Raw genomic sequence first — 25,547 nt, 5'->3', positions numbered from 1 at the left:
CATTACTCAGTTCCGCCAAATCTCGCTCGCCACACGGCACATCGGGCGTCATCACGGGCTTCATACTCATCTATCGCGGTGTGAAGTTCAGGATTAAAGCTCGCTTCTTCATCCTTCCCAATCGCCGTTAAACGCATGGTAAACCACGCGGTAATCCCACCCGGCGGTGGCGATGAGAAAGAAGGAAACGAAAGATTGCCATCGTTATCTGCAAGCCAATCTTTGGGCAGTGCTGGGTTTAACACCAACGCACGCGCCAGCCCGACCGCATCGGCGGCATGTTTGGCTATGGTATCGACAACCTGCGCCCGCGTTTTGAACCCGCCCGTGACCACTAAAGGAATACGCGTCAACTGCTTGGCTTTTTCAGCGAACTCGACAAAGTAAGGCCCAGACGCAAAGCGGTCAGAACTCGACGCTGCCCCAGGGAAATATGAACCGCCACTCAGCTCAATCAAATCCAGCGAGGTGTTATCCAATAAAGCAATCGCAGCCAGTGCGTCAGTTTGGGTTAACCCGCCATCCAATTGATCCGTTGTGTTGATTTTAATGCCGATCGGAAACGCCTCCCCCACCGCCTCTCGCACCGCTGCTATCACATCAATGACAATGCGACAGCGAGACGCCACATCACCGCCGTATTGATCCTCACGACAGTTAAACAAAGGCGATAAAAACTGGCTCAGCAAAAAACCATGTCCGGCATGAATTTGCACGCCCGTAAAACCCACACTTTTCGCCAGTGCCGCCGCTTGCGCATACTGCGCAGGGAGTTGTTCGACGTCTTCTGCCGACATGCCATCACAATGAAACTCGCCAATGTCGAGCGGCGACGGCCCTCTTGGCTCACTAATCGGCGGATACGACAACCCACCAGCATGACCAATCTGGGGCCAAATGTGCGCATGGTTGATAGAAGCGCGAGACGTCAGTTCACGCAGCGCCTCAAAGTCTGCGTCATCACTCAATAGCAAGTTACCCGGACGCTCAGGAAAGCGCGGATCAAACTGCACTTCACCAATAATCGCCAGCGCCACGCCTCCCTCAGCCCACTTTTCATAAAGCCGCGCCTGTGGTGCTGTTGCATTGCCCGCTCCGTTTCCCAACGAATCAGACATGGCAGATTTAATCAGTCTGTTTTTCAGCACAGCACCACAAGGAAGCACCAATGGGCGATCGAGCAGACCGATTTCGTCTTGTTGATTTGGCATCACAACCTCACGAAAGCTATGAGAACACAGGAAATAAACGAACAACTCACTAAATAATGGAACAATCAATTTCGCTACGGTATCTAAACGTTAAGTTCAAATAACCATCATTTGTGTAGTTCGCAATGTTATGAGATAGCAAATTTGATGGTTCTGGACTTTTGTTGTTTCTTAGAAATATCGCCAAACGTGTCTTGTCGACGAATGCTTCCCAAAAATGACTATCTCCAGCGACCTCTGCCAAGTAGCTTTTGTTCGCTAAGTGCGCAAAAACATCATTGAAATCTGCATCTGAACGTAATTTAAAACGATAGCGATGAGGAGCATTGACATCATCCCCCATACACACACTATCTCGTTCAACTGTTACCAGATATTCACTCATCGATTAAAATCCACGTCTAATGTTTATAAGCTAGGCTCGTTAATTCACACTGTCTCGCGTGCAATCGGTAATAACAACCCGATCCGCATTGACCGAATCAGACATGCCTTGCGCATCAAGTTGGCCTTCGCCATCACTGAAAATAACCGAGACCGCGCCAGAGTGCACCAGCGAGGAAAGGCTGCGACAATCTGATGGTTGTTCAATGAAGATCCGCCCTGCGTCAGATTGTGCCAATGCGCCCCAATCTTCCGCGTCGACCTCAGAGAACACCAAATCGGCCTGCACATTCGACATATCACCAAACGATGAAATGGTGCTTTGCTCAATCAGCACTTGAGATAACGCCGGCATATCATTCAATGGTGCGAGAGATTCAACCTCAACGCCACTCAAGGTGACCACTTCCAAACCCGGAAAACTCGCGAGATCGTCTAAACGGATCTTGGCGTTGGTAGGAAGATCGCAAAGCAGCGCAGACAGATCATTGACACGTGTCGCCTCACTTACCTGCGCCGCCATCGACACGCACGATGCTATTTCAGGATCGATAAACTCTACTTCATCAATGGGTTGAGAAAGGGGCGCAGGCTCATCCATTTCGTCGCCCACAGCATCTTCATCCTGCCACATGTCATCGGACAAAGGTTCAAGCACGCCCTGCCCTTCGGCAAGCTCTACCAAATCAGAAAACTCCTCGCCGCTCATGTCGCCAAAGAAGGCTTCGAGCACGGGCGCGGTGTCTTCAAGAATACAGGCATTCGCGACAACAAATGCGCCCGGCACTTCCGCCACACCCACACCGTGCATGCCCAACTGCACCACCGCGGCCATGCCCTTGTCTTCCTCTGTGGTGGTTTTAAACGTCAAAATCGTCGCGCTGAGATCGCCCAACGCTTGAATGCGATCATAGAAATCAGACACTAATTCAGGGCGATAACACGCCGATTCTGGGTCAACGTCGTTCAAAAAGGTTTTGTATTTTTCAATGTAGCGCTCCGCCAAAGCGGAATTGCTTTTTGCCAGCGCAATACGCGTATCTATTTTCGCCACACGCAGCGCCATCAAGCCACTGCCTGTCGATTCAAAACGCTCAGACAGTTTCTGCGTCAGCACCTCGTATTCACCCACATTACTCAGCGCTTCATCAATCAAAGGCGCCGTGTTGTTTTGCAACTTTTCAATGGCAGCCATGTTCCGCTCAATGTCCGTCTCCGCCGCCACAGAAAAGGGAAAAATACAACAGAGAAACACCGCAGAAAGACGACATGAAAACGCGAACGAACCAGAAAAGTGGCGCATGGGGGACTCCCGTGTACATCGATGAAAAACGGAGAAAAAAGAAGGCGTGTTCTTCACATTCACAGCCTAACAACCATGATGACGCCGAAGCGCTTCACTGTCTGAGTATTAAACGAGAATGACAGAGAAATTAACGCCTAAAACACGTCGGCAGCTTGAGTCCAAGAGCGATGCCAACCAGCATGCTGAATACAGTAACAAAACCGTGGGGGGAGAAAGCAGGAAGGGAAAGCATCAGTTGGCTGTCATTTCCACCACCTGCGATAGACGCGCCGCTTCCCATCAGTACTCCTGCAATCAAGTGATAGCCGTATCGTGGTAGGCGTTTCACCTTCCATTTAAACGAACGGGTTTTCAGCGCAGCCACCACCATGCCGCCAATCAACGCGAACAGAAACAGCGTGCGTTCCATTGAAGGCCATTGCGTCGCCTCTTTTTCCCACATCGAATGGCTTATATCAGACAAAAAGCTGCTTGGCGTCCATCGTGGTTCATAGAGAAACGTTAGGCTCGCCATCAACCCAATGGTTAACATACTCAACCATAGGCGCGCATTCACAGTGCGAACAAAGGCAATACTCACCAACACCAAGGCTGAAATAACCACGAGCGCCGTGAAGTGCAAATTCGAAGGAATTGAAGCGGCGCGCGAAGGCAAGATGTCAGACATGCCTGTCAGTAAAAACCAACCAATGAACCAGCCCGATACCGTTGCGATCATCAAGGTATCACCGCGTGACAACTTACTGATGGTCGAGACACCGCAGCCAAAATTTAGCGCCGCCCCAACGCCAAACAGCACACCGCCGAACAAGGCAGTCCATTGCACTGTATAGATTTTGAAAGACACATCAATGGCGAGCACATCCGCCACGAGAAAAGACACCCAACCCAACACGCCACTGAGCAAAATAGAAAACAGAAATTGCGGTTGCTTATCCAGCGCATCGTTCACGCCACGCACTAAACATAAGCCGGTGGTTTGCGCGAGATAGCCGAGAATAAACAAGAAAAGGAAGACAACAAAAAAGAACGTCACGGAGCGATAAAACCTTCATAAACTGCGCCAATATGGGCTAAGTATAGCCAGGTTCACCCGCACAATTTGGCTCAATGTTTAGATGCAGAACAGTCAGCTAGAGCTGGATATTCAGGATTTCGAAAGGCACAACACCGATAACGTCATAGCGTATAAAAAAGCCACGTTTTACAGCCGTAAAAAAGGGAAGTGGCGTAATATAATCACCACTTCCCTCTCTTCGATGTAATCTAACTTACGGCTTTTCCATCAGGGCCAATCGCACGCCAAGGCCAACAAAAATCGTTCCGAGCGCTCTATCTAGCCATGCGCAAAACCGACGGCTGTTCCTCAAAAACCGCGTGGCTTTATCCGCCAACAACACAAAGAGAAACTCGATAGCCAGCCCGACCAAAATCACAAGGCAACCAAGAACAATAAGCTGTACCGTCACGCTACCTTCGTTTGGCCTTACAAACTGCGGCAAGAAAGCCATGAAGAACACCGCCACTTTGGGGTTCAACACATCAATCAACACGCCTTGCTTGAACGCATCCCAGAAGGACACCTCTTTTTCGCCAGAGGATTCGGTATCAAAACTCTCCCCCGCCGAACGAAGGGCTTTATAACCCAGGTAAATCAGGTAGGCCGCACCCACGTATTTCACCACAGTAAACGCCATAGCAGACGTCGCCAAAATAGCCGACAGCCCCAACGCCGCTGCAATCACATGGAAGAGCGCGCCACTGCACACGCCCAACGACGAAGCAAAGCCGATTTTCTTACCCTGGGTAATGGTTCTTGAAAGGATGTAAATCAAATCGGGCCCCGGTGATAACGTCAGTAACACCGCCGCACTTAAAAAAACAAACCAATAACCAACATCCATATGTCACTCCACGCATCTATCGCCATCACCCTTATTCAGCGATCAGCTTACAGGAGTAAGCAACCGACGATACGCCTCAATGCTGGGATGTTTTGTTAGCTCGAACGAAGCATTCAATGAAAAGCGGTATTACATTGCAAGCGCAAGCAACCCAAGGGGAATGGCAATCACACAGACGTGCAAAATGTTGAACCATTTCTCGCGGTGTTGAACGCGCTTGAAGCCCATCACTGCCAATAACGCATCCACCACAGACATTTTATAGCGCGAAACCATCACACCGAGCTGCAACACAACACCACCAATAAAGATGTACTGCGCCGCCACGCCATAAGGCGTCGCCCACACTGCATTCAGGGTTTCCACAAAACTCTGTTCTACTGCCATTTAACTCTCTTCCTTGTTTGTTATATCCGTAAAATTTTGGGCTTCCTGCCCGATGGGGATGTGCGAAGCACAACCCTGCTTAATTACTAAAAGGCGTATTCGGTTTTCAACAGACTATAGCGCGGATGACCAACAAGAGACGTTTCAGTTTTGTAGAAAAAGTCCAATGAGGAAGGATTAAGAGTCTCAGGGTTCGGTTTCACAAAATAGGTTAACTGAGGACAAGTCTGCTTAAGACTCTTAAGGGATTCGGTGCGAGATAAACGCTGTGTTTGCTTAGATGGGTAAACCGTTTATCAGGCTGAAACACTTTTGATCCTCTTCATTTTTCAAGGGAGGAGGATCAAAAGCGGTTCGGTCAGTTAACCCTACAACCCCTTGGCTCTCTCATCCTCCGAGGGAACACACTGCGATAAGTTTTGTTGTAGCCATTGGGTGAACGTCTGTTCAAGTGCATCCGGCGCGCTTTTTTGGCTCAGCAATATGTAGTTGTGTTTTGACGGCACAAACCCAAACGGCGCGATCAAGTTGCCGCGTTTTAGATCGTCCACCACCAGTGGGTACGATCCCATCGCTGCGCCTAGTCCATCAACAGCCGCTTGAATGCAAAAATAGAAATGCGCGAACGTCTGGTGGGTATTGCCCAGTAGCGACGCATCACCATAGAGGGATGACCAGCTATCCCACGCCATTGGCCTTGTTTGGCTGTGAAGTAGTTTAATCTTGCTGACATCGTGTTGCGCCTGATGCCAATACGCCGGAGAGCACACAGGCCCCACCCACTCTTCGACTAACGTTGTTTTGTTGTAATCATGAACCAACTCAAAATCATCGCGGCGGATAGCGAGTGATAATCCTGATGTGCCAAGGGTGACAGGCCCACCCGCCGTCGATAGCCTGACATCGACTCCAGAGTGTTGGTGAAAATCAGACAGTCGTGGCATCAACCAGCGCATGGTTAGCGTCGGCTCGCAAGACACTTCTAGGTGTTGACGTTTCAATTGGGCGAGCTCGTTAACACCCATATTCAGTGCCATGAATGCTTGCTCGGTATACCCCTTCAGCAACTCCCCTTCTTGCGTCAAATAGACATTACGCCCTTGCTTGTAAAACAGTGCTTGAGAGAGGTGGTTTTCCAGTACTTTAATCTGCTTACTCACTGCGCCGTGAGTAATGTTGAGCTTGCTTGCCGCCTCGCTGTAGCTTGATGACGACGCCGCAACATGAAAAATGTGAAATGCTTTTAAATGCCTCATCTGTGACTTTTACTCACATTACGGTTGAGATTGTTTCGATTATAGTCACGGAGAAAAGTACATACAATGGCGACTCATTAATCAATATTGGAGCAAGCATGGAAGCATTAAGCCTCGCTATTTTAGGTATTCTCATTGTTGTTAGCCCTGGCGCTGACTTCGTTCTAGTACTCAAAAACAGCATTAACAAAGGAAGAATGGCGGGGATTTGGACGGCAATAGGCGTCAGTCTCGCTATCTGTTTTCATATTGGTTATTCACTGCTTGGAATAAGCTACCTAATCTCACAGAATGAATGGCTATTTAGCGTGGTACGTTATGCGGGATCGGCCTATTTGATCTATTTAGGATTGAAGGGGATTTTCACAGCGAACACGAGCCTAGAGACAATCGAAACCAGCAAAGCAGACATTAACGCGATGCAGTTTCTGGCTCAGGGTTTTTTATGCAATGCACTCAACCCAAAGACCATGCTTTTCTTCCTCAGCATCTTTAGTCAAGTAATGACCCCTGATGCCAATGAAGCGCACACGGCATTGGTGTATGGCTTGTATATGATTGCGCTACACGGATTGTGGTTCAGTGCGGTGGCGGTTTTCTTAACCTCGAATACGTTACAAAAACACGTGTTGAGAATGAAGAAGCGATTGAATCAAGCATGCGGTGTTGGCTTGGTGGCTTTCGGGGCGCTGCTGGCTATAAAGTCGTAGCGTTGGCGCCATGTGTCATTCCAGCCCATTCACGCTTTGTTTGTAAGGCGCGACGAACGATTTTCACACACCATATGAAAACGCCATCCTCAATTCACATTGAAGATGGCGCAAAGAAACAAGCAAGTAGCGGGCAGACACCTCGCTTAGTCGCAGTCCGAGTAGTTTGAACTAATGCATATTAAAGCCATAAACTGCGCTTGTTTAATTTGAACCGCATTTAAAGGGGTATTTACCTCGAACGCTTCATCTGGGGATTGATTGTAGTGACGAATGTAAAACCACATATAAGATTTCACGTCGCTCTGCTCTACCCCTTTACCTCTTTTATAGGCCCACCCAAGTTTAGATTGCGCGCGTAAATTTCCACGTGCCGCAGACAAGCGATAATAGCTCACGGCCTTTTCTTTGTTTTGAGTAACGCCATACCCCTGGTCATACAAAACACCGAGATTAACTAGAGAGAAACTATCCCCTTGATCAGCAGCTAACTCATAATACTTGACGGCTTTTTCATACGTTTTATAACTTCGGCGCTCCCCGAGCCCTTCGGCGTACATCCACCCTAGATTGGCTTGCGCATTTTCAAAACCTTGGTCTGCCGCCTTTTTGTAATACTCTATCGCCTTTTTATAATCCTTAGGAACACCTAGGCCTTTACGGTACATCGTACCAAGGTGAGATTGCGCTCTCGCGTATCCTTGCTCCGAGGCCATGTGGTAGTAGTCTAATGCCTTCTCATAGTTCTGAGTTACACCAAACCCATTTCGATACAACCAGCCGATGTTAGTCTGTGCACGGGCTTCACCTCGCTCCGCGGCCAAATTGTAATACTCCAAGGCTTTTTCATAACTTTGAGGAAGGCCCAAACCATCCTCATATAACCAACCAATATTAACAAGAGCATCCTCATAGCCTTGGTCGGCTGACATTTTGTAATACTCAAATGCCTTTTGGTAATCCTGTGGTACGCCATAACCATCTTCATGCATCCAACCAAGAAGGTTTTGAGCGCGAGCGTAATTTTGCTCTGCCGCTTTCTGGTAGAGCTTGAGCGCTTTTTTATAGCTAAGGGGAACCCCGAGCCCTCTTTGATACATCCAACCAAGATTCGTTTGTGCACGGGCATAACCTTGATTTGCAGCTAGACGATAGTATTCAATTGCTTTGATATGACTTTGAGATACACCTCGGCCTTTCTCATACATCCAACCAAGGTTCGTTTGTGCACGGGCATGTCCCTGTTTTGAAGCCATTAGATAGTACTTAACGGCTTCTTCATCACTTTGATAAACGCCCCGACCTTCCTCATGCATCCATCCAAGCTGAGTTTGCGCGACAATATGGCCTTGGTTCGCTGCCAATTCATAATAGGCCGCCGCTGTCTCATCGCTTTGTTCAACGCCTAATCCTAATCGATACAATTTCCCGAGACCGTATTGCGCGCGGGGAAGGTTGAGTTCCGCTGCTGAACGGTAATACATCAATGCCTTTTCATAGCTTTGTTCAACACCCAACCCCTTTTCATACATCCAGCCAAGGTTGAACTCAGGCATTGCATAACCTTGCCGAGCCGCGAGGCGAAAATACCTCACTGCCTCTTCGTAATCTTGCTTTGCTCCAACCCCATTCTGATACATCCACCCGAGGTTAGTTTGCGCAGGGGCATACCCTTGGTCTGCCGACATTTTGTAATATTTAACGGCTTCAGTGGCACTTTGCTCTACCCCCTCACCCTCATCGTATGACCATCCAAGTAGATACTGGCTTTCAGCATCGCCTTTATTCGAGGCCGATCTTAGCTGCGCAATGGACTTTTCGCTCTTAGGGGCATCCCAAGATCTCTCCAGCACCTCTAAAAGTGGGGATTCTGTAGCGTTGTAGTTGTCACTGGAAGTACAGCCAGTTATTGAAAGGAATATCACACCAAAAAATATTTTCTTCATCCATCATCCCTGCGCTTTCATGTAAGCTTAATGGAGCAAACCGAATCCTTTTTAGAGACTATACACCTATGATATTTAAGACCCGTTTAATATCTGGGACTTCCAATAAGCACAGTACGCAAATGACGTGAAAATCTGTTATTGGGTATTTTTCGACTGTTTCTCAGCGTTAAACCCCCAACATAGTGGCTTGGTTTTGATGCATTGTTTGGCGTTGGTGAGGCTATACGTCTTTCAGGATTTGCGTGTTAGCAACAAGACTCCCGCCGTCACAATCAACACCAACCCAAATCCGATAAATACCCATTGTCCGTCTGTCATGTTGCGACCCCTCAGTAATGGCTTGAATGCACACGCTAAACACAAGAAGCACAATCACTTTCCTATTCATCTAGGCAAGCTCTACCTTCTTCGATTTTAGTCTAAATACTTTTGCTTGGTTTCCCTGAAATCAACGCCATGTTGCTCGACAACGCTCAACATGTTGGCGCAATCTATTGGCACTTCGCTACCATGGACTTTTCATCGTGACCGTCATTTCTCTTTCCATCGCCATACTCCTCATCGTCTCCGTCGCCAGTTACGTGCTAATCACCCGCTCACGTAAAAAATCCATTGAAAACGTGGTGCCAAAACCCATAGACAAAGAGCTTGCTAAATGTAACGAGGATTACTTTTTAGAGCTAAGGCTTGGTTCGATGATAGCAGACGTACAAAAACAGCAGCGCCGTGAAAGTGCCCGATGCGATGGTTACTTTGTGTAACCCACCACATGTAATGAGAAATTGGGAACTGGTGGGATCAAGTAGGAATTCGTGGGATAAATCTTTGGGAACATGGAGTTACAGAGAGTAGGCTGGAATTCAATGAATTCGCTTAATCTGGTAAGAATTTAGCCGTTTCGCGAACATAGCAGTTTTTCCTAGCCGGATAGATTGAGAATCGGATCTCGTTTAAATGGGGTTTAAAGACAGTAAAAATGCGGTTCCTTTGCATTTATGAAGATTCGACATTTCAAACTAAGCGGTTTTAGAATCGGATCTAAGTTCCGATTCTCTCCAAACAGGGTGATTACGACGTATCATATTGAAATTAAAGATTTTAACTTCTGTAAGAACAGCTTGCTCAATGGTTAGAAAAGGAACTAGGCAGTTCCGATTCTCTTTTAGACTTTTCAGCGCAGCAGAAAGCCTACTCACATATCTTTTCCAAGCCACACAACTCGACCAACAAACTCTATGTTATCAAGCTCTTCCTTAGAAACGTTTTCCTCGGGCTCACTCTTATTTTCTATGTAGATATCAGCCCCACCATCAATTTTAAGGTACAGCCTTCGGATCAAAATACTTCCACTGACCTTAATGGCAAATACGCCATCCGATGGCCTGGTATCAGAGGTGTCCAACATGACGCTGTCACCATTTCGAATAGATCCACTATCTGAAGGCCCCTGCACGAAATATATCTTTAGATCATCAGATTTTAATCCGCGCCATTCCAACCATTTTTTCCTAAATGCCAGCTTTCTTCTAACCTGCTGACTTTCCCAATCGCCTTCTGTTCCGTCAAGCGCTAGGTGATATCCATCAACAAGTTCAAACACATCACCATCGCTAGAAACAAGAACATCGCCTAGCTCACCAGGTAATGAATGCTGACCTGTTTCAGAGTCTTTGGGGCCAAGCCCTGTTGCGAGCCATTCAAGGTTTACGTTCTTATATCGCGAGATCGCGACGAGTTTATCTAATGTAGGTTTTGAATTATTAGGAGGAAGATATTTTCTAAGACCGCTGTAAGTAAGCCCAACTTTTTCAGCAAAGTCTTTTTTGACTTCAGAGCCAATCAGAGTAAGTAGCCTTTCGTGAAACTGCTCAACCTGCTTTTGGGTAATTCCCAATTTATCTTCATCTGCTGTCATATGAACATCTTTCTCATTATTTCATTTATCTATCAGTGCCTTAAAAAGAAAAGCCACTATTTTCTGCTGGCATTTAATCATATTTAAGACGAACAGACAGTGTGACAAAAATCACACTGATATTAAAAAACACCAAAAAGTGTCCTTTATGACATTGAATGTCCTTTTGTCATGCTCTAGTGTCTAATAGTCCAATCGTGCAACATGCCAATTGGGAAACATATTAGCATGGGATAACCCAATGAAAACACAAGCTACCTATCAAATCCAAACAGCCTATGAGGTACAAGGGGCTTTGAGATCAAAGAGATGGACCGTTCGATCATGGGCTATAGCTCATGGGTACCACCCACGAACGGTTTTGCATTGCATAGAACGCTTTGCTCCTGAAAAAGAAATAAGCCCTAAGCGAAAACTCGCAAAGAAGATTATGCATGATTTATCAGAGACTTTGGGAGTAGACCTAGCGGGGTGTAAGGATGAATAAAGAATGGTTTACGAGTATAGAAGTCGCAGAGCTCCTGAGTCTTACTGATCGAGGCGTAAGAAAAAAAGCTCAGCGAGAAAAATGGGTAACGCGAAATCGAGCTCATGTAAAAGGCTGTGAATTCCATATCAGTTCTTTACCGAGCACAGCCATCGCAAAGTTAGCAAAAGATGTAATCCGCCAAAACGATGGAGAACGCGCCGCGGCGATTCTTGCATCTCAACTTGACCACAATGACAAAGTCGAATTGGTCAGGGGTTATAAGCTCTCATCTGACTCAATCAAGCTTCTAAATACACTGCCGGAAAAGGATAAAGAAATAGCCTTTGCCCGACTATCGATCGTTGAAACTCGTCAAAATTTCATTGCTGCGTTTCAAGGTAAATTGGTGGAAGGACACGCAAGTTTTATTTCTGCGTACCAAGACCAAACGCTTCCTATAGGTCCCAAAGTCTATGAGCTGATAAGTAAAGTAAGCCGCGCAACGATAGATCGTTGGGAAAGCACACTCAAAAGTGAAGGGATTTGCAGCCTAACCCGCCGTAAAAGTCAGCGCCGAGGTGACAGTATTATTTGTCAGCAGCCAGATCTTGAGCAGTTTTGTGTCACCTTGCTGATCGCACGCCCTCACTTTAAAACTCAGCCATACAAAATGAGGGAATATGCACTCGTCCAGAAAGAGAAAGTCAAAGCAGATTGGGTCATCCCTGCCGCATCCAGCTTTCGCCGTTGGATTCAAAACTGGGTTAATTCAAATCAAGGCAAACATACCTTCGCTGTTGACCACAAAAGCTTCTATGGCAAGGAACGCGGTTTAATTCATGACCATGATTCATGGGTCAGCCAACCTAACGATCTTTGGGAAATGGATTCAACACCCACAGATGTAATGTTGAAGGTAGACGGTAAGCTCGTTCGCTACTCCATTGTGGCTTGCATCGATGTTTTCACACGTCGCGTAAAGATGTTACTTGCGCCAACGTCAACGGCAGAAGCCATTTGCCTATTGATGCGCAAAGCGATCCTCGATTGGGGTTTACCTAATCCCGAAGGCGTTATCAAAACCGATAACGGCAGTGACTATATAGCCAACAAATCTCGCGCTGTTTTTATGTCTCTAGGCGTAAAACACATGCGAGCAACGCCCTTCTCTGGATGGGAAAAGCCCTTTATTGAACGCTTCTTTGGCACGTTCCAAGGCGGTGTTGTTGAAGTCATGCCTAACTACATTGGGCATAGCGTAAAAGACAGAGAGCTCATTGAAGCCTGCCATGCTTTTGCAGCCAGGATTGGTGATGGCAAAAAGAAACGGCATGAAGATGCGCTTGAGTTGGGCATGACGCCGAATGAAATGCAGCAGTTTATGGACGACTGGCTAGAGCACTATTACCACCAAAAGCCTCACAGCGGTTTGGATGGCCTAAGCCCATACCAGCAATATCAAAACACCAACTACAAACCACAGTTTATCCCCGAACCTCGTGCACTGGATGCCCTCTTGAACTTTGCAGGTGAGAAAAGCATTCGTCGTGGCGGCGTACAGATCAACAAACTGATTTATCGTGCCCCTGAATTACAGGAAGAAAAGTACATGCGCCAGCGCGTTAATGTGTATCTCGACCCCTGTGATGTAGCCAGAGCCTACCTGTATCCAATCCATGGAGATGGCGAGTGTATCGAGGCCGTCAACGCTGACTTGATAGGCCGTGAAATCAGCCCTCAAGCCTTCATCGAAGCCAGACGCAAAACCGAAAAACAGTTACGTCAATTTAAGCGCGACATGAAGCGTTATTCCGAGGAGTTCGGCATTGATGATTTGGCTGCCGAAGCTATTGCTCAAGCGAAAGCAAAGAACAATACGGTGCCATTTCCAAAAGAAAGCATCGAACACAACAACGAATTACTCACCGCCTTAGAAAAAGCAGGCGTGAAGTCATCAACAGAACGCAGCAATGCGGAGCTCGAAGCAATTGAACGCCACAGGGAACAACGGAGAAAACAAACCGAGCGTACTGCAGCGCAAGAGGCTCGAATGCTAAAAGGAGAACGCGAAATAGCCTGGGATATGGCAGACATCATCATCAACGGTGACGAGCTAGATGAGAGGCAGCAAAAGTGGTTCAAAAACTACATGCGCACACATCAACTCACGGCCCCACAGATACAAAAATATATTGAATCCGGCGGGAAATCTCGTCGGTTGGCTAAGTGATTTTTGCTTTGGGTAACGCCTGAAGTAAGAAGGGATGGCTCACAATCTTTCACAGAGATTGTGAGCCTGATAGACCGCTCCAACAGAGCAACCATAATCATAAGGTATCATAGACATGAGAAATAAAATTGTCGATGTAAAAAACGTCTCAGCCGCCATGGCACTGCTTGAGAACCTACTCACCCGCTCACAAATTGTTCCTGGAATGGGGTTAATTCACGGCGAAAGTGGGTTTGGTAAAACTACCGCCCTTCAATACCTTTTTAACCTCGATACCACTAACGGCGTATACGTTCGCTGCTGTGCGAGTGATACCCCGACAAGCATTCTGAATCGCATCGCCAAAGAATGTGGCCTCGTTTCTACCGGACGCGCTTACCAAACTCTTGATTCCATTATCGAGTGCGTTCGCAGAAATGAATTCAGTCTGTTTGTGGATGAAGCCGACTATGTCGTTGGAAGTAAAAAGATCATGGAGTCTTTCCGCGATATTTACGACAACACGGAACAACCTGTTGTCTTAGTCGGCATGGAAGAAATTGCCCGCCGTATCTCCCACCGTAAACAGCTTCACAACCGCATCAGTGAGTGGGTCGAATTTAAACCCGCAGATTTACAAGACGTCGCCACCTTCGCTTATGAACTCATGGAGATCGATGAGCACATCCAACTCGATGATGCAGTTCTCGATCATATCCGTGTGAAGTCCCGTGGCGTTGTTAGAACCATTCTCTCGGCCCTCAGCAAAATTGAGCGCTCTGTGAATGGTAACCCTCCCCCCGATGGCGTTGTCACCATGGATGATATTTCAAGCCTGGATTTGTTCATGACAGTGGCACGAAACTGATGGAGGTTGCGAAATGGCTAGTAGCAACCTGCGAGAAACTGCTTGGAAATGGCTTCAAGACCATCCAAACAGCTCCGCCAGAGACATCTCAACTGCAACGGGAATAAACATAACGCATTGCAGAGACAGCCTAAACACATGGCTCAAAAAAGGTTGGGTTATTCAAAAAAAATCCAAAGGCAAAACGCGTTATCCAAAGCGCTTTTCTGTCGATGAATCTGCAGAGCCCGTCTGGGGGCAACGAGGGCGAATAGGCTCAAAAATCAGATACAGGCATCAAAAAACAAAACGTCAAAAGTTATGGAACAACATGAAGATAGGCAGGAAGTTTACGGTTTCTGATTTGGTGTCATCCATTGATGTTGAGGAAAGCACAGCAAGAAATTACCTGATCTATCTGAACAAATCCGGTTTTGTTGTTGAACGCTCAAGAAAACCCGAGAAGAAGCGCTTGAGCCCTTCTCAAGGTAAAGAGATTGAATGGCTACTCATTAGGGATACAGGCCGACTCGCACCAATTGTGCGCAGAGAAGGCTGCTGGGATCAGAACGAGCAAAAACTTTACCCCTTTCAAGTTCCACTAAAAGAAAGGCAAAAGCAGCATTGTTCAAGCAAGGAGGATATGACCAATGACATGGCTTGACGAACTAAGAAAGCAAGTGGCTGACACTTCGCTAAACAGCGTCGCCAATGCTATGGGCGTATCCAAGGCGATGATCTCTCAAGTCCTTAACGGCAAATACCAAGGCAACATGCAGCGAGTGCAAAGCTTGGTGGAAAGCGTCTACATGGGGCACACCGTTGTGTGTCCCGTCCTAGGCGAAATCCCTAAGCATAAATGCCTCGCACACCAGAACGCGAAGCATGTAGGCAGCACACCAAATGCGATCCGTTTATGGAAAGCTTGCCGCAGTGGTTGCCCGAATAGCCAACTTGAAGAGCGTTTAAGCACGCCTATTCGCCTAAGTATTGAGTCCAAAAATGCAAAGCAACAGTCAGACAGGCTCTGTCGCCAATCAAGCAGTGAGCAAACAAAAGTACGTCAATACGACGCAGCTGCTGTTTGCGCCCGCTTAGAGCGACAGGCAAAGACCGACTCTGAGAGCATGAAGGGGAATTACCACCGCCTCTATATCGAGTTGCTTAAACGTGAGCTCATAGCCGTCGGGAATCGATACAACCGACTGATAAAACAATGAACACCGTGAATCAGCCAGAAGGTAATAAAAGGTTGAAACTCAATTCATGGAGTGAGGTATTCAAGATGAAAGATTTGAATCCGCAATATCAGGTGAAACACCTGTTGAGAACCTTGCAGAAACTCAACTGCAAGGTCACTCGAACTGTACAAACCGAGAAAACGTTAGTGGTACACGTTGATGCACCCGTGCCGGAACTTCAGCACCGAAGCGTTGAAATCACTGAAACCGTAAATGGCCTGACTCGCCGCATTCGCGCTGCGCGTCACTCTGGCTGCTGTGTCGTCTGGGAGGATTAATATGACAGTTCAAATTCCACAAGGTTATCGCGTAAACGCTCAAGGTCACATGGTGCCAGAAAGCCAAATCAAACCGATTGATCTGATCCGTGATGACCTGGTTCAAAACGTTGTCACCGCGGCCCGTCAACAGCAGCAAGCGTTAGCCGCGTTTAAGTTGCTTGCGATGAATGAAGTCACCGACTTTGTTGACCTATCCGCAGAAGCCTATGACGTGAAATATGGTGGAACAAAAGGAAATGTTACGTTAATGAGTTTCGATGGCCGTTATAAGCTCGTACGCGCCAAAGGCGAACACCGCGTGTTTGATGAGCGCATTCAGGCCGCCAAAACCCTCATCGATGCCTGCATCAACCGTTGGAGTGAAAACGTCAACGACCACATCAAAGCACTGGTCGATCATGCGTTCCGCGTTAACAAGCAAGGCCGTATCGATGTAAACCAAGTGCTGTCCTTACGCCAACTCGATATCGACGATGAACAATGGAACGAAGCGATGGAGGCTATTGCGGATTCCATTCAGGTCACAGGCACAAGCAGTTATCTGCGTTTGTATGAACGCAACAGCGATGACAGCTACCGTCAAATTCCACTCGACATAGCAAAGCTATAAGGGGGGAACCATGCACCGTAGACTCAACACGACGTTGGATATCATTACTCCCAACGTGCGAGGGCCTGAAGATATCGATTTGGGTGAGCAACGCATCGCCTTCTTTGAAAAAGCACTAAGGAAGCACTCAACAGAAGACCTGGTGTTGCTGTTACGCACAGTTCAAAGCGATGCGGCGAACAGCGAAGCACTCTACCAACGCGGCGCGGCAGACATGCTGCTATACCTGCTCGGCATGACGCACAAACCGCCAGTACTTGAAGAGACTGAATAGCAAATACCCTCAGCCCCGAATGCCCAAGCAAACGGGGCTTTTTTCACGCATTTAGAATGGCAATAATCCATGTATAAACCGCGTTTAAACATCCCATTAATTGGCTTTAAACGGGCTACTACCATCGAAGCCGAGGCATTAACCAAAGATGCAACCGTAACGGTATTCGATGCCCCGCCCTGCTCCATCACATACAGCTATATCCTCAACGACGAATTGATCGCAGTCGAATACGCACAACTCGGTGCGGTTTCAGAATGGTGGATTAAGGAGAAAGAACCATGCAGCAACGAATACGCCTAATTCAACTCATACACGTCGGTAAACGTGAACTTCAGTTAGACGATGACACCTACCGCGCATTGCTTAAACGGGAAACAGGCAGCGACAGCTGCAAAGTAATGAGAGTAGATGAACTAGACAAAGTGTTGAGTGCAATAGAACGTCAGGGATTCAAGCGCAAGAAAAGCAACAACCCCAAGCAACCAAAGAAACGTCTAAGCCCAAAAACACAGGGAAAGCCCGACGTCATTTCAAAGATTCGGGCGCTTTGGATCACCATGGCCAAGGAAGGGATTATTCGTGATGGGTCAGAAACGGCGCTTGATGCCTATGTGCGTAGGATGACCAAGCGCCAGAATGGCAAGGGGGTTGACCATATTGCTTGGTGTGATGATGAGCAAGCCTTTCGTGTAATTGAAGCATTAAAACAATGGCTTAACAGAATGAAGAGTTGACTGGTTTAGTTTGCATTCAATCTGTCAGTTCTCAAATACGATATAGTTATTCCTTCTAAATCGGTCTAGGTAGTTTCAGCTGTAAAACGAGCTTAAACGTCTCAATTGATTACATAACGCTCTCTTCCAATTAAATTACATTTTCTTATACAAATTACTTTCGCAGTTATATCTATCAAGGTGGTGGCGGTAAAGAAAGCTTCCAACATGAGGGGGGATGTGCCAACGAGGAAATCGCACAACAAAACCTGATTAAATAGCTTAAAATTTAAACACTTAAATCAAAAGAACCGCCCCACTGCCAATGTCTCAATATTGAAAATACTGATTCAACATTAGTTACAATCAAGGTAATATAATCAAATCAATGGACAAAAAATCAAGATAAGCATGGGCTCAGTAAACATTCAAACGATTTCGCCACAGTCGACTTCTCAACCAGCAACAAATGTCATGCTAGATAAGCTACTCGCTTCAGTCGGACAGACTGAAGGGATAACTTATTTCTGTCATCTTCTTGAAACAATGGGGTTCAGTACATCGGGTCGTTGGGGAACTTTGAAAGAGCGTATCAAAACAGATATAGAGTCCACAGAAGCTAGTAAAGCTCGCTGCACTACAAACGCACTAGCAGATGCAATTGATCGTTTCTTATCCTGCGCTAACCATCGCTATGAAATCGTTGCGTTAGACAGCACCACCGCAACTTTGTTGAGAATACAAATAGCTGGTGCGGGTATTCCAACATTAATAAACTCACAAGCAGCAAATCTATATCCATCTAAATTCAATTTCCAAGATGGAATTTCGCACGAAACCGGCACAAGGCTTTGTAAAATAACAGATTCAAACGGGGGCTATGCTCTAATTTATTCTTCAGTTCGAATAAAACCAACCACCTATAAGCTTGTTTACTCTCAAGTATTTCACACTGTTTTTGTTCCACATAAGAGCGATAGAGTAGAGTATCGACTTTCATGTGAGATACGCAAAAGTGATACTAGCGACGAGCTCAAACAATTAAAAATTGCATTTGTCAATGACGTCGATATTAGAGGCGGAAAAGTGGACGGTAATCCTGTGAATTTTTTCAAGGCTATCAAATCACTTTATGACGATCAAAACGCTGGCAGAGTAAGTTGGGGCAGAGTGGCAACATTTGAGGAAAAACCGCATCACACCTCAAGTGCTTGTAATGATCCAGGGCACTGCTGCAGGCCTGAACTCGCAAAGCATGATGTTAGTGCTAATGGCAATACTTACCATCCATTTCAAATTACATTGCGCTATCTTTACCCTAATCATAATGATTTTGAAATGGAACTATCGTTCGATCCAACCAGAACAGATTGGGATGCCAACAAATGCGAAAGCATTGTGATAAAAGAACCTAAAGATAGCCTAATGCTTTCAAATATCATAAATACTATACTATCAAGGTCTTAACAGATGAGCCGAATTACTGGAAAGGTAAACCTCACACTGCTTATGGAGAAAATCGAGGCGGCTCGACACCTAACTCATGGCAAAGATAATCACAGTTTGATTGTCAACATCTTAAACTCTATCGAACAGCACCCTAATAGAACATACTATTCGATCGTTGAACTACTGGAAGCATCAAAATCTATGGACCTTGAAGGGCTCATTGATAGTGTTTTATTCCTTTCATCTAAGTCTGTAAAGATTTTTTCCCTACAGTTTTGTTACTACCCATTCGATAATAGTGATGCCATACAAGTAACATCTGAATCATATTTTGAAGCCAAAACTCATGACCTACCGCCAGTCGATAGAGATGGACGTGAGATAAAGGACTTCGATCAAAACAGATTGGGTTTTTCTTGTTTCATTCATCCTGAGATAAGAAATGCATGACTGAAGTTGAATTATTTAGATTAATCAACGCCCGAGTTTCAACGACAAAATTAGCGCAAGCAGCATTGCCAACAATGCAATCGATGGAATACGAAGATTTCATCGCTATTGTCTATGATAAAATTGCCCTTCAACTTGAAGCATTAGAGAATGATGCGGACCACTTCTTAGAGAGTAGTGAAGACAGCATCACAAGTGCACTAGTCCGCCAACTCAATGCCACTGAGTATTTAGATGTAGAAAGCCAAGTAAAACGTAAAGGCGGGGCAGTCGATCTTGTAGTAAAAGGCTATGGTCATGAATGGATAGCAGAAGCTAAGAGGTTAACTTCCAATGACAAAGTTTTTGAAGGGATACTTCAACTCCTAACAAGGTATGCTAAACGAGATAAACGAGCAGGCTTACTTGTATACATTCAGACTGGCCAATATCGTAAAAAAATTGAAGCTTGGTTAGAGTTTTTATCTTCGTCTGGAAATTGGAATCACTACGTCGAAAACATTGTCGAGGAAGAATTTAGAGAAGGAATTACAAACTTCATGAACACACACAAGCTCATAGATAGAAGTGAGCATGTTGTAGATACCAAAGTTACATTGGATCGCGGTTCCGACATTCTCGTACGACATTTTTTTTGCAACTTAGCTTATCAACCAGCAGATAAAAGTGGCTCCAAGGCGGCAAAGATAAGAAAACTCTCAGCGGAACTAAAGCTAAGAGATATTTATGACCGAAGCATAGCCTCGACTCCTGAGGACATTGACACAGAAGAAGTAAAGCAAGCTCTTTCATTAATGTTCCGAGATACAAAAACGAAAAAATAATATGAATCCCTGCTAAACCTTACTCGACCTTATCCAGCGGCTTAATGTTTTAACTCTAAGCCGTTTGTGACCTCATTTTCCTACAGATATGATTAGTTGGAGACTGTAACGAATTAGATATTTCTCAAAATCAGATTATCCGACTCTAACGGCTTGGAACTATAGCTCTAAATCATTTCTGTCCTGTGCAATTTTGTAGTGTAGTAAGAACGAGTAACGCCACTCGAACAACACAGTTTGCCTCGTATAAGTAAATCCGTTGGAAATGAGAGAATACTTAATACTAAAAATACCATATAGTTAGCCTCTACCTACTCTCTCCCCCTCCCCCACTCCCACGCTAAACGTGAAATCCACCATTGACGATCCTTTTTGATCCATCTGCAATAGAGGTATCAACGAAAAAAGGTGAAATGGGGCTCTCATGAAAACAAAGCAAACTGACCTGTTCGGGGATGGGCAACTAAACCCATCCCTGCTCGAACACCTCGACCATCTGCCGGATGAGCACAATGCTTGGCCAACCATCTTGCTCGAATTGCATGGCGTGCTGCAGCAGCGGCTGAGTAAGCGCGGGATCGACATTCCTGAACTCGCGCTTGAGTGCGTTTTGGATATCGGTGAGTACATGGGCGGCATGCAGGTGTATTTGCCTCGGGGCGATAGATTGCGCCAACAAATTCGAGACATGCACATCTGGAATGAATTCAACGGCACGAATACAAAAGTTCTTGCGAGGCGCTACGACGTCACAGAGAAAACCATTTACGAAGTATGCGCCCGCATGCGTAAGATGGAGATAACAAAAAGGCAACCCGACTTGTTTGGTTGATAGCTCCCCAAATATTTCAACGCACCGCCTTTTTGCCAACTTTACGCCCCACACTGTGGGGCCTTTTTTTATCTGCGCAAAAACAATCACCAAGGGTAATCCGCCCACCTTCGCCTGAATCCATAACCTGACAGCAACCACACAACGAGGTTTCTGTCATGAACACCCTTTCTAGCAACACCCCCTATTCCCCGTCGTTTTGTCACGCGGTGCATTTCGTGCTTGAGCGCGAAGGGGGCTACGTGAACGACCCGCTTGATGCAGGCGGCGAAACCCAATTTGGTATCAGCAAACGCAGTTACCCCGAGGTTGATATTGCGGCACTCACCATTGATGACGCTATCGCCATCTATCACCGCGATTTCTGGCTGCGTACAGGCTGCGACAAGCTGCCCGATAAAGCCGCCTTTATGTTGTTTGATGCTGCCGTTCAGCACGGTAAGCGCAATGCGGTGAAGCAGCTGCAGCGCGCCGTGGGTGTCATGGACGATGGCCAAGCAGGCCCAAAAACCATCGCCGCCACGGAATGCGCCCCACCCTCAGTGCTCGTCACCCGTTTCAGCCTTGAGCGTGCGCGCTTTTACGCCAGGCTGGTTGGCCGCAAGCCGAAACAGCGCCGCTTTCTCAATGGCTGGTTTAACCGCATTGATGAACTGGCATTAGAAGCCATCACCCTGGCATAAGGAGGCAGCACCATGGCATTAGCTACCATTGCCACCGTCGCAAGCCTTGCCACGGAATTTGGCCCCGCCGTGCTTCGCGGCATTGGTTCTCTGTTCGGCGGCAAAACCGAAGACGTCGCCAAAGACCTGGCCAACTTGGTTGACCATGTTGATAACAGCGTTAACGGCAAAGCTGCCAAGGCGCAGAAAGTCGAGCAACTGGTGGCGCAACTGCCGCCAGATGCCCTGGTTGAGCTTGAGAAAATCAAGTCTGAGCTAGAGAAAGAGAAGAACCGCCGCTTGGAATTACAGCTGAACGACAAACAAGCCGAGCACAGCGAAACCCAAACCACCATTCGCGCGGGGGATACGGCAGAAGATAAGTATGTCCGTCACACCCGCCCCAAAGGCGCGCGGCTCTCACTCTATGCCTGTATCGCTTACATCTTTGCGTTTGATGCGCTTGCTGCCTTTGACAAAGGCAACGGCGCGAACATGGAATTTGCAGGCATCTTGATTGCCCCGTTCCTGACCTACATGGGATGGCGCACCATGGACAAACGCGGCCACACCACCGCCATTAAAAACGCGTTTAAACAGGGTTTAACCACCCTTAAAACGCAGCGCGTTAAGGGGGCACGATGACCGACATGGCCGACCGCGCCCAAATCAGCGACGAGATATTTGAAAGCGCCCTGCTTAACGCCCATCAACACCGCCATCGGGATACACCCGACATCGATGAGCAAGGCAATCACTGGTGTATCCGCTGTGGGGAATTAATCCCTGCTGAGCGCATCGATGCCGAGCCCAGTGCCGCGCGCTGCATTGATTGCCAGCGCGACCACGAACAAAGGGGGCGTGAATGACGTTAGAGCTTATCCGTACCTGGTGGCCCATCTTGGCCACTGTGCTCAATGTGCTGTTTCTTCTGGCCTGCTTTGTATTGATTAAAACCTTTGCTCGCAAAGAAGAACTGCAGTCGATAAAAGAGGCGCACACCCAATTGGCATCGCGCCATGTGGCGCTGCAAAAACACGTCGAAAAGCTGCCCGACCACGATGAGATATCGGGCCTCAAACTCAGCATTGAAAAGCTGCGCGGAGACATTCGGGAAATACGCCCCAAGCTCGAAGGGCTCGACCGCATCAGCAACCTGCTGCTTGAAAATGAACTCAAGGAAAAGAACGGATGACATTGCACACATTGCTACAACAAGACCGCCGCTTGGTGATGTTGCGCGTCCTCAATGAAATGCCTGGCTACGAGGCCAACGATTCGATCATTGATTCTGCCCTCGATGCCTATGGCCACAATGTAAGCCGCGATTTAGTGCGCACAGAATTAAGTTGGCTCGCTGAGCAGCAATTGGTCACGCTGCGCGATGTCGCAGGCACCCAAGTGGCACGCATTACCCAGCGCGGCATTGATATCGCATTAGGCCAAGCCAAGCACCCCGATATAAAACGCCCACGTCCAGGGGGAATAACATGACGGAGACTGCGCACACCAAAAACCGCATCAGCAAAATAGACCAATTGCCGGACGACATTAAAACCCAACTTAATATCTTGCTGCGTGAAGGCAAAATGCCACAAACGGCAATCCGCGAACAAATTAATGCGCTCATTGATGAATTTGACCTTCCCGAAGACCAGAAGATAAGCCGCAATGGGTTAAGCCGTTATTCGCAGAGTTTTCATAAAGGCATGGCGCGTTATCAGCAAGCGCAGCAGCTGACCCAGCAATGGGTAAAACAATTTGGGGAAACACCGCAAACCGACATTGCCCGCAGCCTGATTGAAATTGGTAAAAGCCAAATATTCGATATTCAGATGAAAGCGCTGGAAGAGAATGAACCGCTCGACCCTAAAACCCTTTCAGTGTTATCGCTGGCCATTAAGCGTTTGCAGGAAGCGCAAAGTGGCAGCGTGAAACTCGAAAAGGAAATTCGAAAACAAGCCATGGAAGAAGCGGCAAGCACCGCAGAGAAAACCGCCAAAACGTTGGGCCTCACCAAAGAAGGGGCCACCACCATTCGTAATCAAATATTGGGGTTATCGTCATGATGATGAACGACGCCCGCTCTCCCATAGCAGCTGCTGTTTCGCACCTTCATTATCAGTACGACAATAATGAAGTCTTATTGCCCTACCAAAAATATTGGATAGAGGATGACTCCCAACTCAAGATTGCAGAGAAATCCCGTCGAACCGGTATCACCTGGGCCGAAGCGTGTGATGCTTCGCTGACCACGTCAAAAAGTAAAACCCATGGCGGGTGTCATCATTTTTATGTCGGCTCGAATAAAGAAATGGCGCGCGAGTTTATTGATGCGGTCGCGATGTGGGCCAAAGCCTTTGATAAAGCCGCAGGGGAAATATGCGAAGAAGTCATCGAGGAAGAAGACAAAGACATTCTCACCTACGTCATTTATTTCGCGTCCGGCTTTAAAGTCCAAGCCCTGTCTTCTAACCCGTCAAACCTTCGCGGCATGCAAGGCAATGTGACCATTGATGAAGCCGCCTTTCATGAACGCTTGGCCGAAGTATTAAAAGCGGCGCTCGCATTAACCATGTGGGGCTGCAAAGTCCGCCTTATTTCCACCCATAACGGCACAGATAATCAATTTAATGAACTGATCCAACAAAGCCGCGCAGGGAAAAAAGATTACAGCGTGCACACCATTACCTTGAGTGATGCCTGTGGCGATGGGTTATATCAACGCATTTGCCAAGTGAGTGGCAAAACATGGAGCCAAGAAGAAGAAGACCGTTGGATTGCAGGCTTATTAAAAGCCACGGCCACCGAAGAAGATGCATTAGAAGAATACTTCTGTGTGCCTAAATCTGGCTCGGGCGTGTATATCCCGCGCAGTTATCGCGAGCGCGCTGCCGTGCTCGATAATAACGTGGTGCATTTTAACGGCTCTGCAGCCTTTAATGCCTTGCCCGAACGTTTACGCGCATTGGACATTGCCGAATGGTTAAATAAAAACGTTAAGTCCCTGCTTGATGATTTACCCACACACCTTCGCCATACCCTTGGGGAAGACTTTGCCCGTTCGGGCGATTTAACCGTCTTTGCCCCGTGTACTGTAATGCCCAATACCCAACGGCAAATTCCGTTTTTGGTTGAACTGTTTAATGTGCCGTTTAAACAACAAGAACAAGTGCTGTATTACATTGCTGACCGTCTGCCCCGTCGTGATGGCATCAAACTCGATGCCCGAGGCAATGGCCAATATTTGGCCGAGCAAGCGGCAGAGAAATACGGGGCGGAAGTGGAACAGGTGATGTTATCGACGGCCTATTACCGCGAGAACATGCCAAGTTTTAAAGCCGCTTTTGAAGATGATGAATTACAAATGCCAAAGAACGAAGATGTCATTAATGACTTCTCGTCCATTCAAATGATTCGCGGCGTGCCAAGCATTGATGATGCCCGTACCAAATCCAGCGACGGCCGTCAACGCCACGGCGATTCCGCGATTGCCATTTTTCTGGCCTACCTCGCTTCAAAAGAGGAATGCCGCCGCTATGAATTGCACCGCATTGTCGAAGACGAAAACAACCGCAACCTGCACGAAGACACCCGCCGCCAGTTCACTCACACCCGTGGCCTCAAAGGCATGCGCGGTGGCCTGCTTTAGGAGAGCGCC

General features: G+C 47.1%; 32 protein-coding genes. 22 read left to right on the top strand and 10 right to left on the bottom strand.

Annotation, left to right across the window (positions count from 1 at the left end; translation table 11 throughout):
• Positions 1-2 precede the first annotated feature (2 nt).
• The 7 genes from BCT27_RS01500 to BCT27_RS01470 all read right to left on the bottom strand — a co-directional run bounded on the left by BCT27_RS01500 (position 3) and on the right by BCT27_RS01470 (position 6,448).
• Positions 3-1,211 carry an oxidoreductase gene (locus BCT27_RS01500; protein WP_102394836.1) on the bottom strand — a complete coding sequence of 403 codons (1,209 nt, stop codon included), beginning with the start codon at positions 1,209-1,211 and terminating at the stop codon, positions 3-5.
• Positions 1,212-1,260: 49 nt separating this feature from the next.
• The gene (locus tag BCT27_RS01495; protein ID WP_133153358.1) at positions 1,261-1,596 is read right to left on the bottom strand and encodes a hypothetical protein; all 336 of its coding nucleotides are present in this window, start codon (positions 1,594-1,596) and stop codon (positions 1,261-1,263) included.
• A 39-nt stretch (positions 1,597-1,635) separates the two neighbouring features.
• Positions 1,636-2,898 (bottom strand): hypothetical protein, encoded by a 1,263-nt coding sequence (locus tag BCT27_RS01490; protein ID WP_102394834.1) that lies wholly within the window; start codon positions 2,896-2,898, stop codon positions 1,636-1,638.
• Positions 2,899-3,028: 130 nt separating this feature from the next.
• Positions 3,029-3,937 carry a YeeE/YedE thiosulfate transporter family protein gene (locus tag BCT27_RS01485; protein WP_102394833.1) on the bottom strand — a complete coding sequence of 303 codons (909 nt, stop codon included), beginning with the start codon at positions 3,935-3,937 and terminating at the stop codon, positions 3,029-3,031.
• A 235-nt stretch (positions 3,938-4,172) separates the two neighbouring features.
• Positions 4,173-4,805 (bottom strand): LysE family translocator, encoded by a 633-nt coding sequence (locus BCT27_RS01480; protein WP_102391079.1) that lies wholly within the window; start codon positions 4,803-4,805, stop codon positions 4,173-4,175.
• A 129-nt stretch (positions 4,806-4,934) separates the two neighbouring features.
• Positions 4,935-5,192, bottom strand: coding sequence for a hypothetical protein (locus BCT27_RS01475; protein ID WP_102391080.1), 258 nt, complete (start codon positions 5,190-5,192; stop codon positions 4,935-4,937).
• A 368-nt stretch (positions 5,193-5,560) separates the two neighbouring features.
• Complete coding sequence (locus BCT27_RS01470; RefSeq protein WP_102391081.1) at positions 5,561-6,448, bottom strand: LysR substrate-binding domain-containing protein; 888 nt, start codon at positions 6,446-6,448, stop codon at positions 5,561-5,563.
• A gap of 98 nt (positions 6,449-6,546) precedes the next feature.
• Between BCT27_RS01470 and BCT27_RS01465 the strand changes: the two genes are divergently transcribed.
• Positions 6,547-7,158: a LysE family translocator gene (locus BCT27_RS01465; protein WP_102319662.1), complete on the top strand. Its 612-nt coding sequence runs from the start codon at positions 6,547-6,549 to the stop codon at positions 7,156-7,158.
• 146 nt (positions 7,159-7,304) lie between these two features.
• On the opposite strand, the gene BCT27_RS01460 is transcribed toward BCT27_RS01465, so the two are convergent.
• Positions 7,305-9,104 carry a tetratricopeptide repeat protein gene (locus tag BCT27_RS01460; protein WP_102394832.1) on the bottom strand — a complete coding sequence of 600 codons (1,800 nt, stop codon included), beginning with the start codon at positions 9,102-9,104 and terminating at the stop codon, positions 7,305-7,307.
• 223 nt (positions 9,105-9,327) lie between these two features.
• Positions 9,328-9,495, bottom strand: a complete 168-nt coding sequence (locus tag BCT27_RS25560; protein ID WP_198597491.1) for a hypothetical protein — start codon at positions 9,493-9,495, stop codon at positions 9,328-9,330.
• Positions 9,496-9,631: 136 nt separating this feature from the next.
• Between BCT27_RS25560 and BCT27_RS01455 the strand changes: the two genes are divergently transcribed.
• The gene (locus tag BCT27_RS01455; protein WP_133153357.1) at positions 9,632-9,868 is read left to right on the top strand and encodes a hypothetical protein; all 237 of its coding nucleotides are present in this window, start codon (positions 9,632-9,634) and stop codon (positions 9,866-9,868) included.
• Between the two features lie 431 nt (positions 9,869-10,299).
• Here BCT27_RS01455 and BCT27_RS01450 read toward each other — a convergent pair whose 3' ends face one another.
• Entirely contained in the window at positions 10,300-11,022 is a 723-nt protein-coding gene (locus BCT27_RS01450; RefSeq protein ID WP_102391440.1) for a S24 family peptidase, read from the bottom strand.
• A gap of 479 nt (positions 11,023-11,501) precedes the next feature.
• On the opposite strand from BCT27_RS01450, the gene BCT27_RS01440 reads away from it, so the two are divergent.
• From BCT27_RS01440 to BCT27_RS01345, 20 genes are all read left to right on the top strand, one after another.
• Entirely contained in the window at positions 11,502-13,721 is a 2,220-nt protein-coding gene (locus BCT27_RS01440) for a DDE-type integrase/transposase/recombinase (RefSeq protein WP_102394830.1), read from the top strand.
• 115 nt (positions 13,722-13,836) lie between these two features.
• On the top strand, positions 13,837-14,568 hold the full coding sequence (locus BCT27_RS01435) for an AAA family ATPase (RefSeq protein ID WP_062714905.1): 732 nt from the start codon (positions 13,837-13,839) through the stop codon (positions 14,566-14,568).
• Between the two features lie 310 nt (positions 14,569-14,878).
• The gene (locus BCT27_RS25370) at positions 14,879-15,211 is read left to right on the top strand and encodes a hypothetical protein (RefSeq protein WP_133149714.1); all 333 of its coding nucleotides are present in this window, start codon (positions 14,879-14,881) and stop codon (positions 15,209-15,211) included.
• The gene (locus BCT27_RS01425; protein WP_102394829.1) at positions 15,198-15,767 is read left to right on the top strand and encodes a helix-turn-helix domain-containing protein; all 570 of its coding nucleotides are present in this window, start codon (positions 15,198-15,200) and stop codon (positions 15,765-15,767) included. The genes BCT27_RS25370 and BCT27_RS01425 overlap by 14 nt, the downstream gene beginning before the upstream one ends.
• 65 nt (positions 15,768-15,832) lie before the next feature.
• A complete protein-coding gene (locus BCT27_RS01420) occupies positions 15,833-16,066 on the top strand; it encodes a hypothetical protein (RefSeq protein ID WP_133149713.1) in 234 nt (77 codons plus the stop codon).
• 1 nt (position 16,067) lies between these two features.
• Entirely contained in the window at positions 16,068-16,679 is a 612-nt protein-coding gene (locus BCT27_RS01415) for a DUF3164 family protein (RefSeq protein ID WP_102394828.1), read from the top strand.
• Positions 16,680-16,689: 10 nt separating this feature from the next.
• Positions 16,690-16,953, top strand: a complete 264-nt coding sequence (locus BCT27_RS01410) for a hypothetical protein (RefSeq protein WP_102394827.1) — start codon at positions 16,690-16,692, stop codon at positions 16,951-16,953.
• Positions 16,954-17,022: 69 nt separating this feature from the next.
• Positions 17,023-17,256: a hypothetical protein gene (locus BCT27_RS01405; protein ID WP_102394826.1), complete on the top strand. Its 234-nt coding sequence runs from the start codon at positions 17,023-17,025 to the stop codon at positions 17,254-17,256.
• A complete protein-coding gene (locus BCT27_RS01400) occupies positions 17,235-17,690 on the top strand; it encodes a gp16 family protein (protein WP_102394825.1) in 456 nt (151 codons plus the stop codon). The genes BCT27_RS01405 and BCT27_RS01400 overlap by 22 nt, the downstream gene beginning before the upstream one ends.
• A gap of 390 nt (positions 17,691-18,080) precedes the next feature.
• The gene (locus tag BCT27_RS01395) at positions 18,081-19,136 is read left to right on the top strand and encodes a hypothetical protein (protein ID WP_102394824.1); all 1,056 of its coding nucleotides are present in this window, start codon (positions 18,081-18,083) and stop codon (positions 19,134-19,136) included.
• 3 nt (positions 19,137-19,139) lie between these two features.
• Positions 19,140-19,568, top strand: a complete 429-nt coding sequence (locus BCT27_RS01390) for a hypothetical protein (protein ID WP_102394823.1) — start codon at positions 19,140-19,142, stop codon at positions 19,566-19,568.
• Positions 19,565-20,392, top strand: a complete 828-nt coding sequence (locus BCT27_RS01385) for a hypothetical protein (RefSeq protein WP_102394822.1) — start codon at positions 19,565-19,567, stop codon at positions 20,390-20,392. Before BCT27_RS01390 ends, BCT27_RS01385 begins: the two co-directional genes overlap by 4 nt.
• A 424-nt stretch (positions 20,393-20,816) precedes the next feature.
• Positions 20,817-21,224 carry a Mor transcription activator family protein gene (locus BCT27_RS01380; protein ID WP_102260790.1) on the top strand — a complete coding sequence of 136 codons (408 nt, stop codon included), beginning with the start codon at positions 20,817-20,819 and terminating at the stop codon, positions 21,222-21,224.
• Between the two features lie 158 nt (positions 21,225-21,382).
• On the top strand, positions 21,383-21,907 hold the full coding sequence (locus BCT27_RS01375; protein ID WP_102394821.1) for a glycoside hydrolase family 108 protein: 525 nt from the start codon (positions 21,383-21,385) through the stop codon (positions 21,905-21,907).
• 12 nt (positions 21,908-21,919) lie between these two features.
• On the top strand, positions 21,920-22,531 hold the full coding sequence (locus tag BCT27_RS01370; RefSeq protein WP_198597490.1) for a hypothetical protein: 612 nt from the start codon (positions 21,920-21,922) through the stop codon (positions 22,529-22,531).
• A complete protein-coding gene (locus BCT27_RS01365) occupies positions 22,528-22,755 on the top strand; it encodes a TraR/DksA C4-type zinc finger protein (protein ID WP_102394820.1) in 228 nt (75 codons plus the stop codon). Before BCT27_RS01370 ends, BCT27_RS01365 begins: the two co-directional genes overlap by 4 nt.
• Positions 22,752-23,081 carry a DUF2730 family protein gene (locus BCT27_RS01360; protein ID WP_102394819.1) on the top strand — a complete coding sequence of 110 codons (330 nt, stop codon included), beginning with the start codon at positions 22,752-22,754 and terminating at the stop codon, positions 23,079-23,081. The genes BCT27_RS01365 and BCT27_RS01360 overlap by 4 nt, the downstream gene beginning before the upstream one ends.
• On the top strand, positions 23,078-23,380 hold the full coding sequence (locus tag BCT27_RS01355) for a VpaChn25_0724 family phage protein (RefSeq protein ID WP_102394818.1): 303 nt from the start codon (positions 23,078-23,080) through the stop codon (positions 23,378-23,380). The genes BCT27_RS01360 and BCT27_RS01355 overlap by 4 nt, the downstream gene beginning before the upstream one ends.
• Entirely contained in the window at positions 23,377-23,955 is a 579-nt protein-coding gene (locus tag BCT27_RS01350) for a DUF3486 family protein (RefSeq protein WP_062710936.1), read from the top strand. Before BCT27_RS01355 ends, BCT27_RS01350 begins: the two co-directional genes overlap by 4 nt.
• On the top strand, positions 23,952-25,538 hold the full coding sequence (locus BCT27_RS01345; protein WP_241908482.1) for a hypothetical protein: 1,587 nt from the start codon (positions 23,952-23,954) through the stop codon (positions 25,536-25,538). The genes BCT27_RS01350 and BCT27_RS01345 overlap by 4 nt, the downstream gene beginning before the upstream one ends.
• Positions 25,539-25,547: the final 9 nt, after the last annotated feature.

Source organism: Enterovibrio norvegicus (genome assembly GCF_002876705.1).
Classification (GTDB): domain Bacteria; phylum Pseudomonadota; class Gammaproteobacteria; order Enterobacterales; family Vibrionaceae; genus Enterovibrio; species Enterovibrio norvegicus_B.
This window is presented reverse-complemented; position numbering and strand designations above follow the sequence as displayed.

Coding starts and splice junctions, on each gene's coding strand:
- BCT27_RS01375 (WP_102394821.1), top strand. CDS start 21,383: ATGAACACCCTTTCTAGCAACACCCCCTATTCCCCGTCGTTTTGTCAC.
- BCT27_RS01500 (WP_102394836.1), bottom strand. CDS start 1,211: ATGCCAAATCAACAAGACGAAATCGGTCTGCTCGATCGCCCATTGGTG.
- BCT27_RS01405 (WP_102394826.1), top strand. CDS start 17,023: ATGTATAAACCGCGTTTAAACATCCCATTAATTGGCTTTAAACGGGCT.
- BCT27_RS01480 (WP_102391079.1), bottom strand. CDS start 4,805: ATGGATGTTGGTTATTGGTTTGTTTTTTTAAGTGCGGCGGTGTTACTG.
- BCT27_RS01385 (WP_102394822.1), top strand. CDS start 19,565: ATGACTGAAGTTGAATTATTTAGATTAATCAACGCCCGAGTTTCAACG.
- BCT27_RS01495 (WP_133153358.1), bottom strand. CDS start 1,596: ATGAGTGAATATCTGGTAACAGTTGAACGAGATAGTGTGTGTATGGGG.
- BCT27_RS01460 (WP_102394832.1), bottom strand. CDS start 9,104: ATGAAGAAAATATTTTTTGGTGTGATATTCCTTTCAATAACTGGCTGT.
- BCT27_RS01355 (WP_102394818.1), top strand. CDS start 23,078: ATGACATTGCACACATTGCTACAACAAGACCGCCGCTTGGTGATGTTG.
- BCT27_RS01490 (WP_102394834.1), bottom strand. CDS start 2,898: ATGCGCCACTTTTCTGGTTCGTTCGCGTTTTCATGTCGTCTTTCTGCG.
- BCT27_RS01400 (WP_102394825.1), top strand. CDS start 17,235: ATGCAGCAACGAATACGCCTAATTCAACTCATACACGTCGGTAAACGT.
- BCT27_RS01470 (WP_102391081.1), bottom strand. CDS start 6,448: ATGAGGCATTTAAAAGCATTTCACATTTTTCATGTTGCGGCGTCGTCA.
- BCT27_RS01450 (WP_102391440.1), bottom strand. CDS start 11,022: ATGACAGCAGATGAAGATAAATTGGGAATTACCCAAAAGCAGGTTGAG.
- BCT27_RS01360 (WP_102394819.1), top strand. CDS start 22,752: ATGACGTTAGAGCTTATCCGTACCTGGTGGCCCATCTTGGCCACTGTG.
- BCT27_RS01410 (WP_102394827.1), top strand. CDS start 16,690: ATGCACCGTAGACTCAACACGACGTTGGATATCATTACTCCCAACGTG.
- BCT27_RS01465 (WP_102319662.1), top strand. CDS start 6,547: ATGGAAGCATTAAGCCTCGCTATTTTAGGTATTCTCATTGTTGTTAGC.
- BCT27_RS25560 (WP_198597491.1), bottom strand. CDS start 9,495: ATGAATAGGAAAGTGATTGTGCTTCTTGTGTTTAGCGTGTGCATTCAA.
- BCT27_RS01390 (WP_102394823.1), top strand. CDS start 19,140: ATGAGCCGAATTACTGGAAAGGTAAACCTCACACTGCTTATGGAGAAA.
- BCT27_RS01435 (WP_062714905.1), top strand. CDS start 13,837: ATGAGAAATAAAATTGTCGATGTAAAAAACGTCTCAGCCGCCATGGCA.
- BCT27_RS01420 (WP_133149713.1), top strand. CDS start 15,833: ATGAAAGATTTGAATCCGCAATATCAGGTGAAACACCTGTTGAGAACC.
- BCT27_RS01440 (WP_102394830.1), top strand. CDS start 11,502: ATGAATAAAGAATGGTTTACGAGTATAGAAGTCGCAGAGCTCCTGAGT.
- BCT27_RS01475 (WP_102391080.1), bottom strand. CDS start 5,192: ATGGCAGTAGAACAGAGTTTTGTGGAAACCCTGAATGCAGTGTGGGCG.
- BCT27_RS01395 (WP_102394824.1), top strand. CDS start 18,081: ATGGGCTCAGTAAACATTCAAACGATTTCGCCACAGTCGACTTCTCAA.
- BCT27_RS01345 (WP_241908482.1), top strand. CDS start 23,952: ATGATGATGAACGACGCCCGCTCTCCCATAGCAGCTGCTGTTTCGCAC.
- BCT27_RS01350 (WP_062710936.1), top strand. CDS start 23,377: ATGACGGAGACTGCGCACACCAAAAACCGCATCAGCAAAATAGACCAA.
- BCT27_RS01370 (WP_198597490.1), top strand. CDS start 21,920: ATGGCATTAGCTACCATTGCCACCGTCGCAAGCCTTGCCACGGAATTT.
- BCT27_RS01365 (WP_102394820.1), top strand. CDS start 22,528: ATGACCGACATGGCCGACCGCGCCCAAATCAGCGACGAGATATTTGAA.
- BCT27_RS01425 (WP_102394829.1), top strand. CDS start 15,198: ATGACATGGCTTGACGAACTAAGAAAGCAAGTGGCTGACACTTCGCTA.
- BCT27_RS25370 (WP_133149714.1), top strand. CDS start 14,879: ATGAAGATAGGCAGGAAGTTTACGGTTTCTGATTTGGTGTCATCCATT.
- BCT27_RS01415 (WP_102394828.1), top strand. CDS start 16,068: ATGACAGTTCAAATTCCACAAGGTTATCGCGTAAACGCTCAAGGTCAC.
- BCT27_RS01380 (WP_102260790.1), top strand. CDS start 20,817: ATGAAAACAAAGCAAACTGACCTGTTCGGGGATGGGCAACTAAACCCA.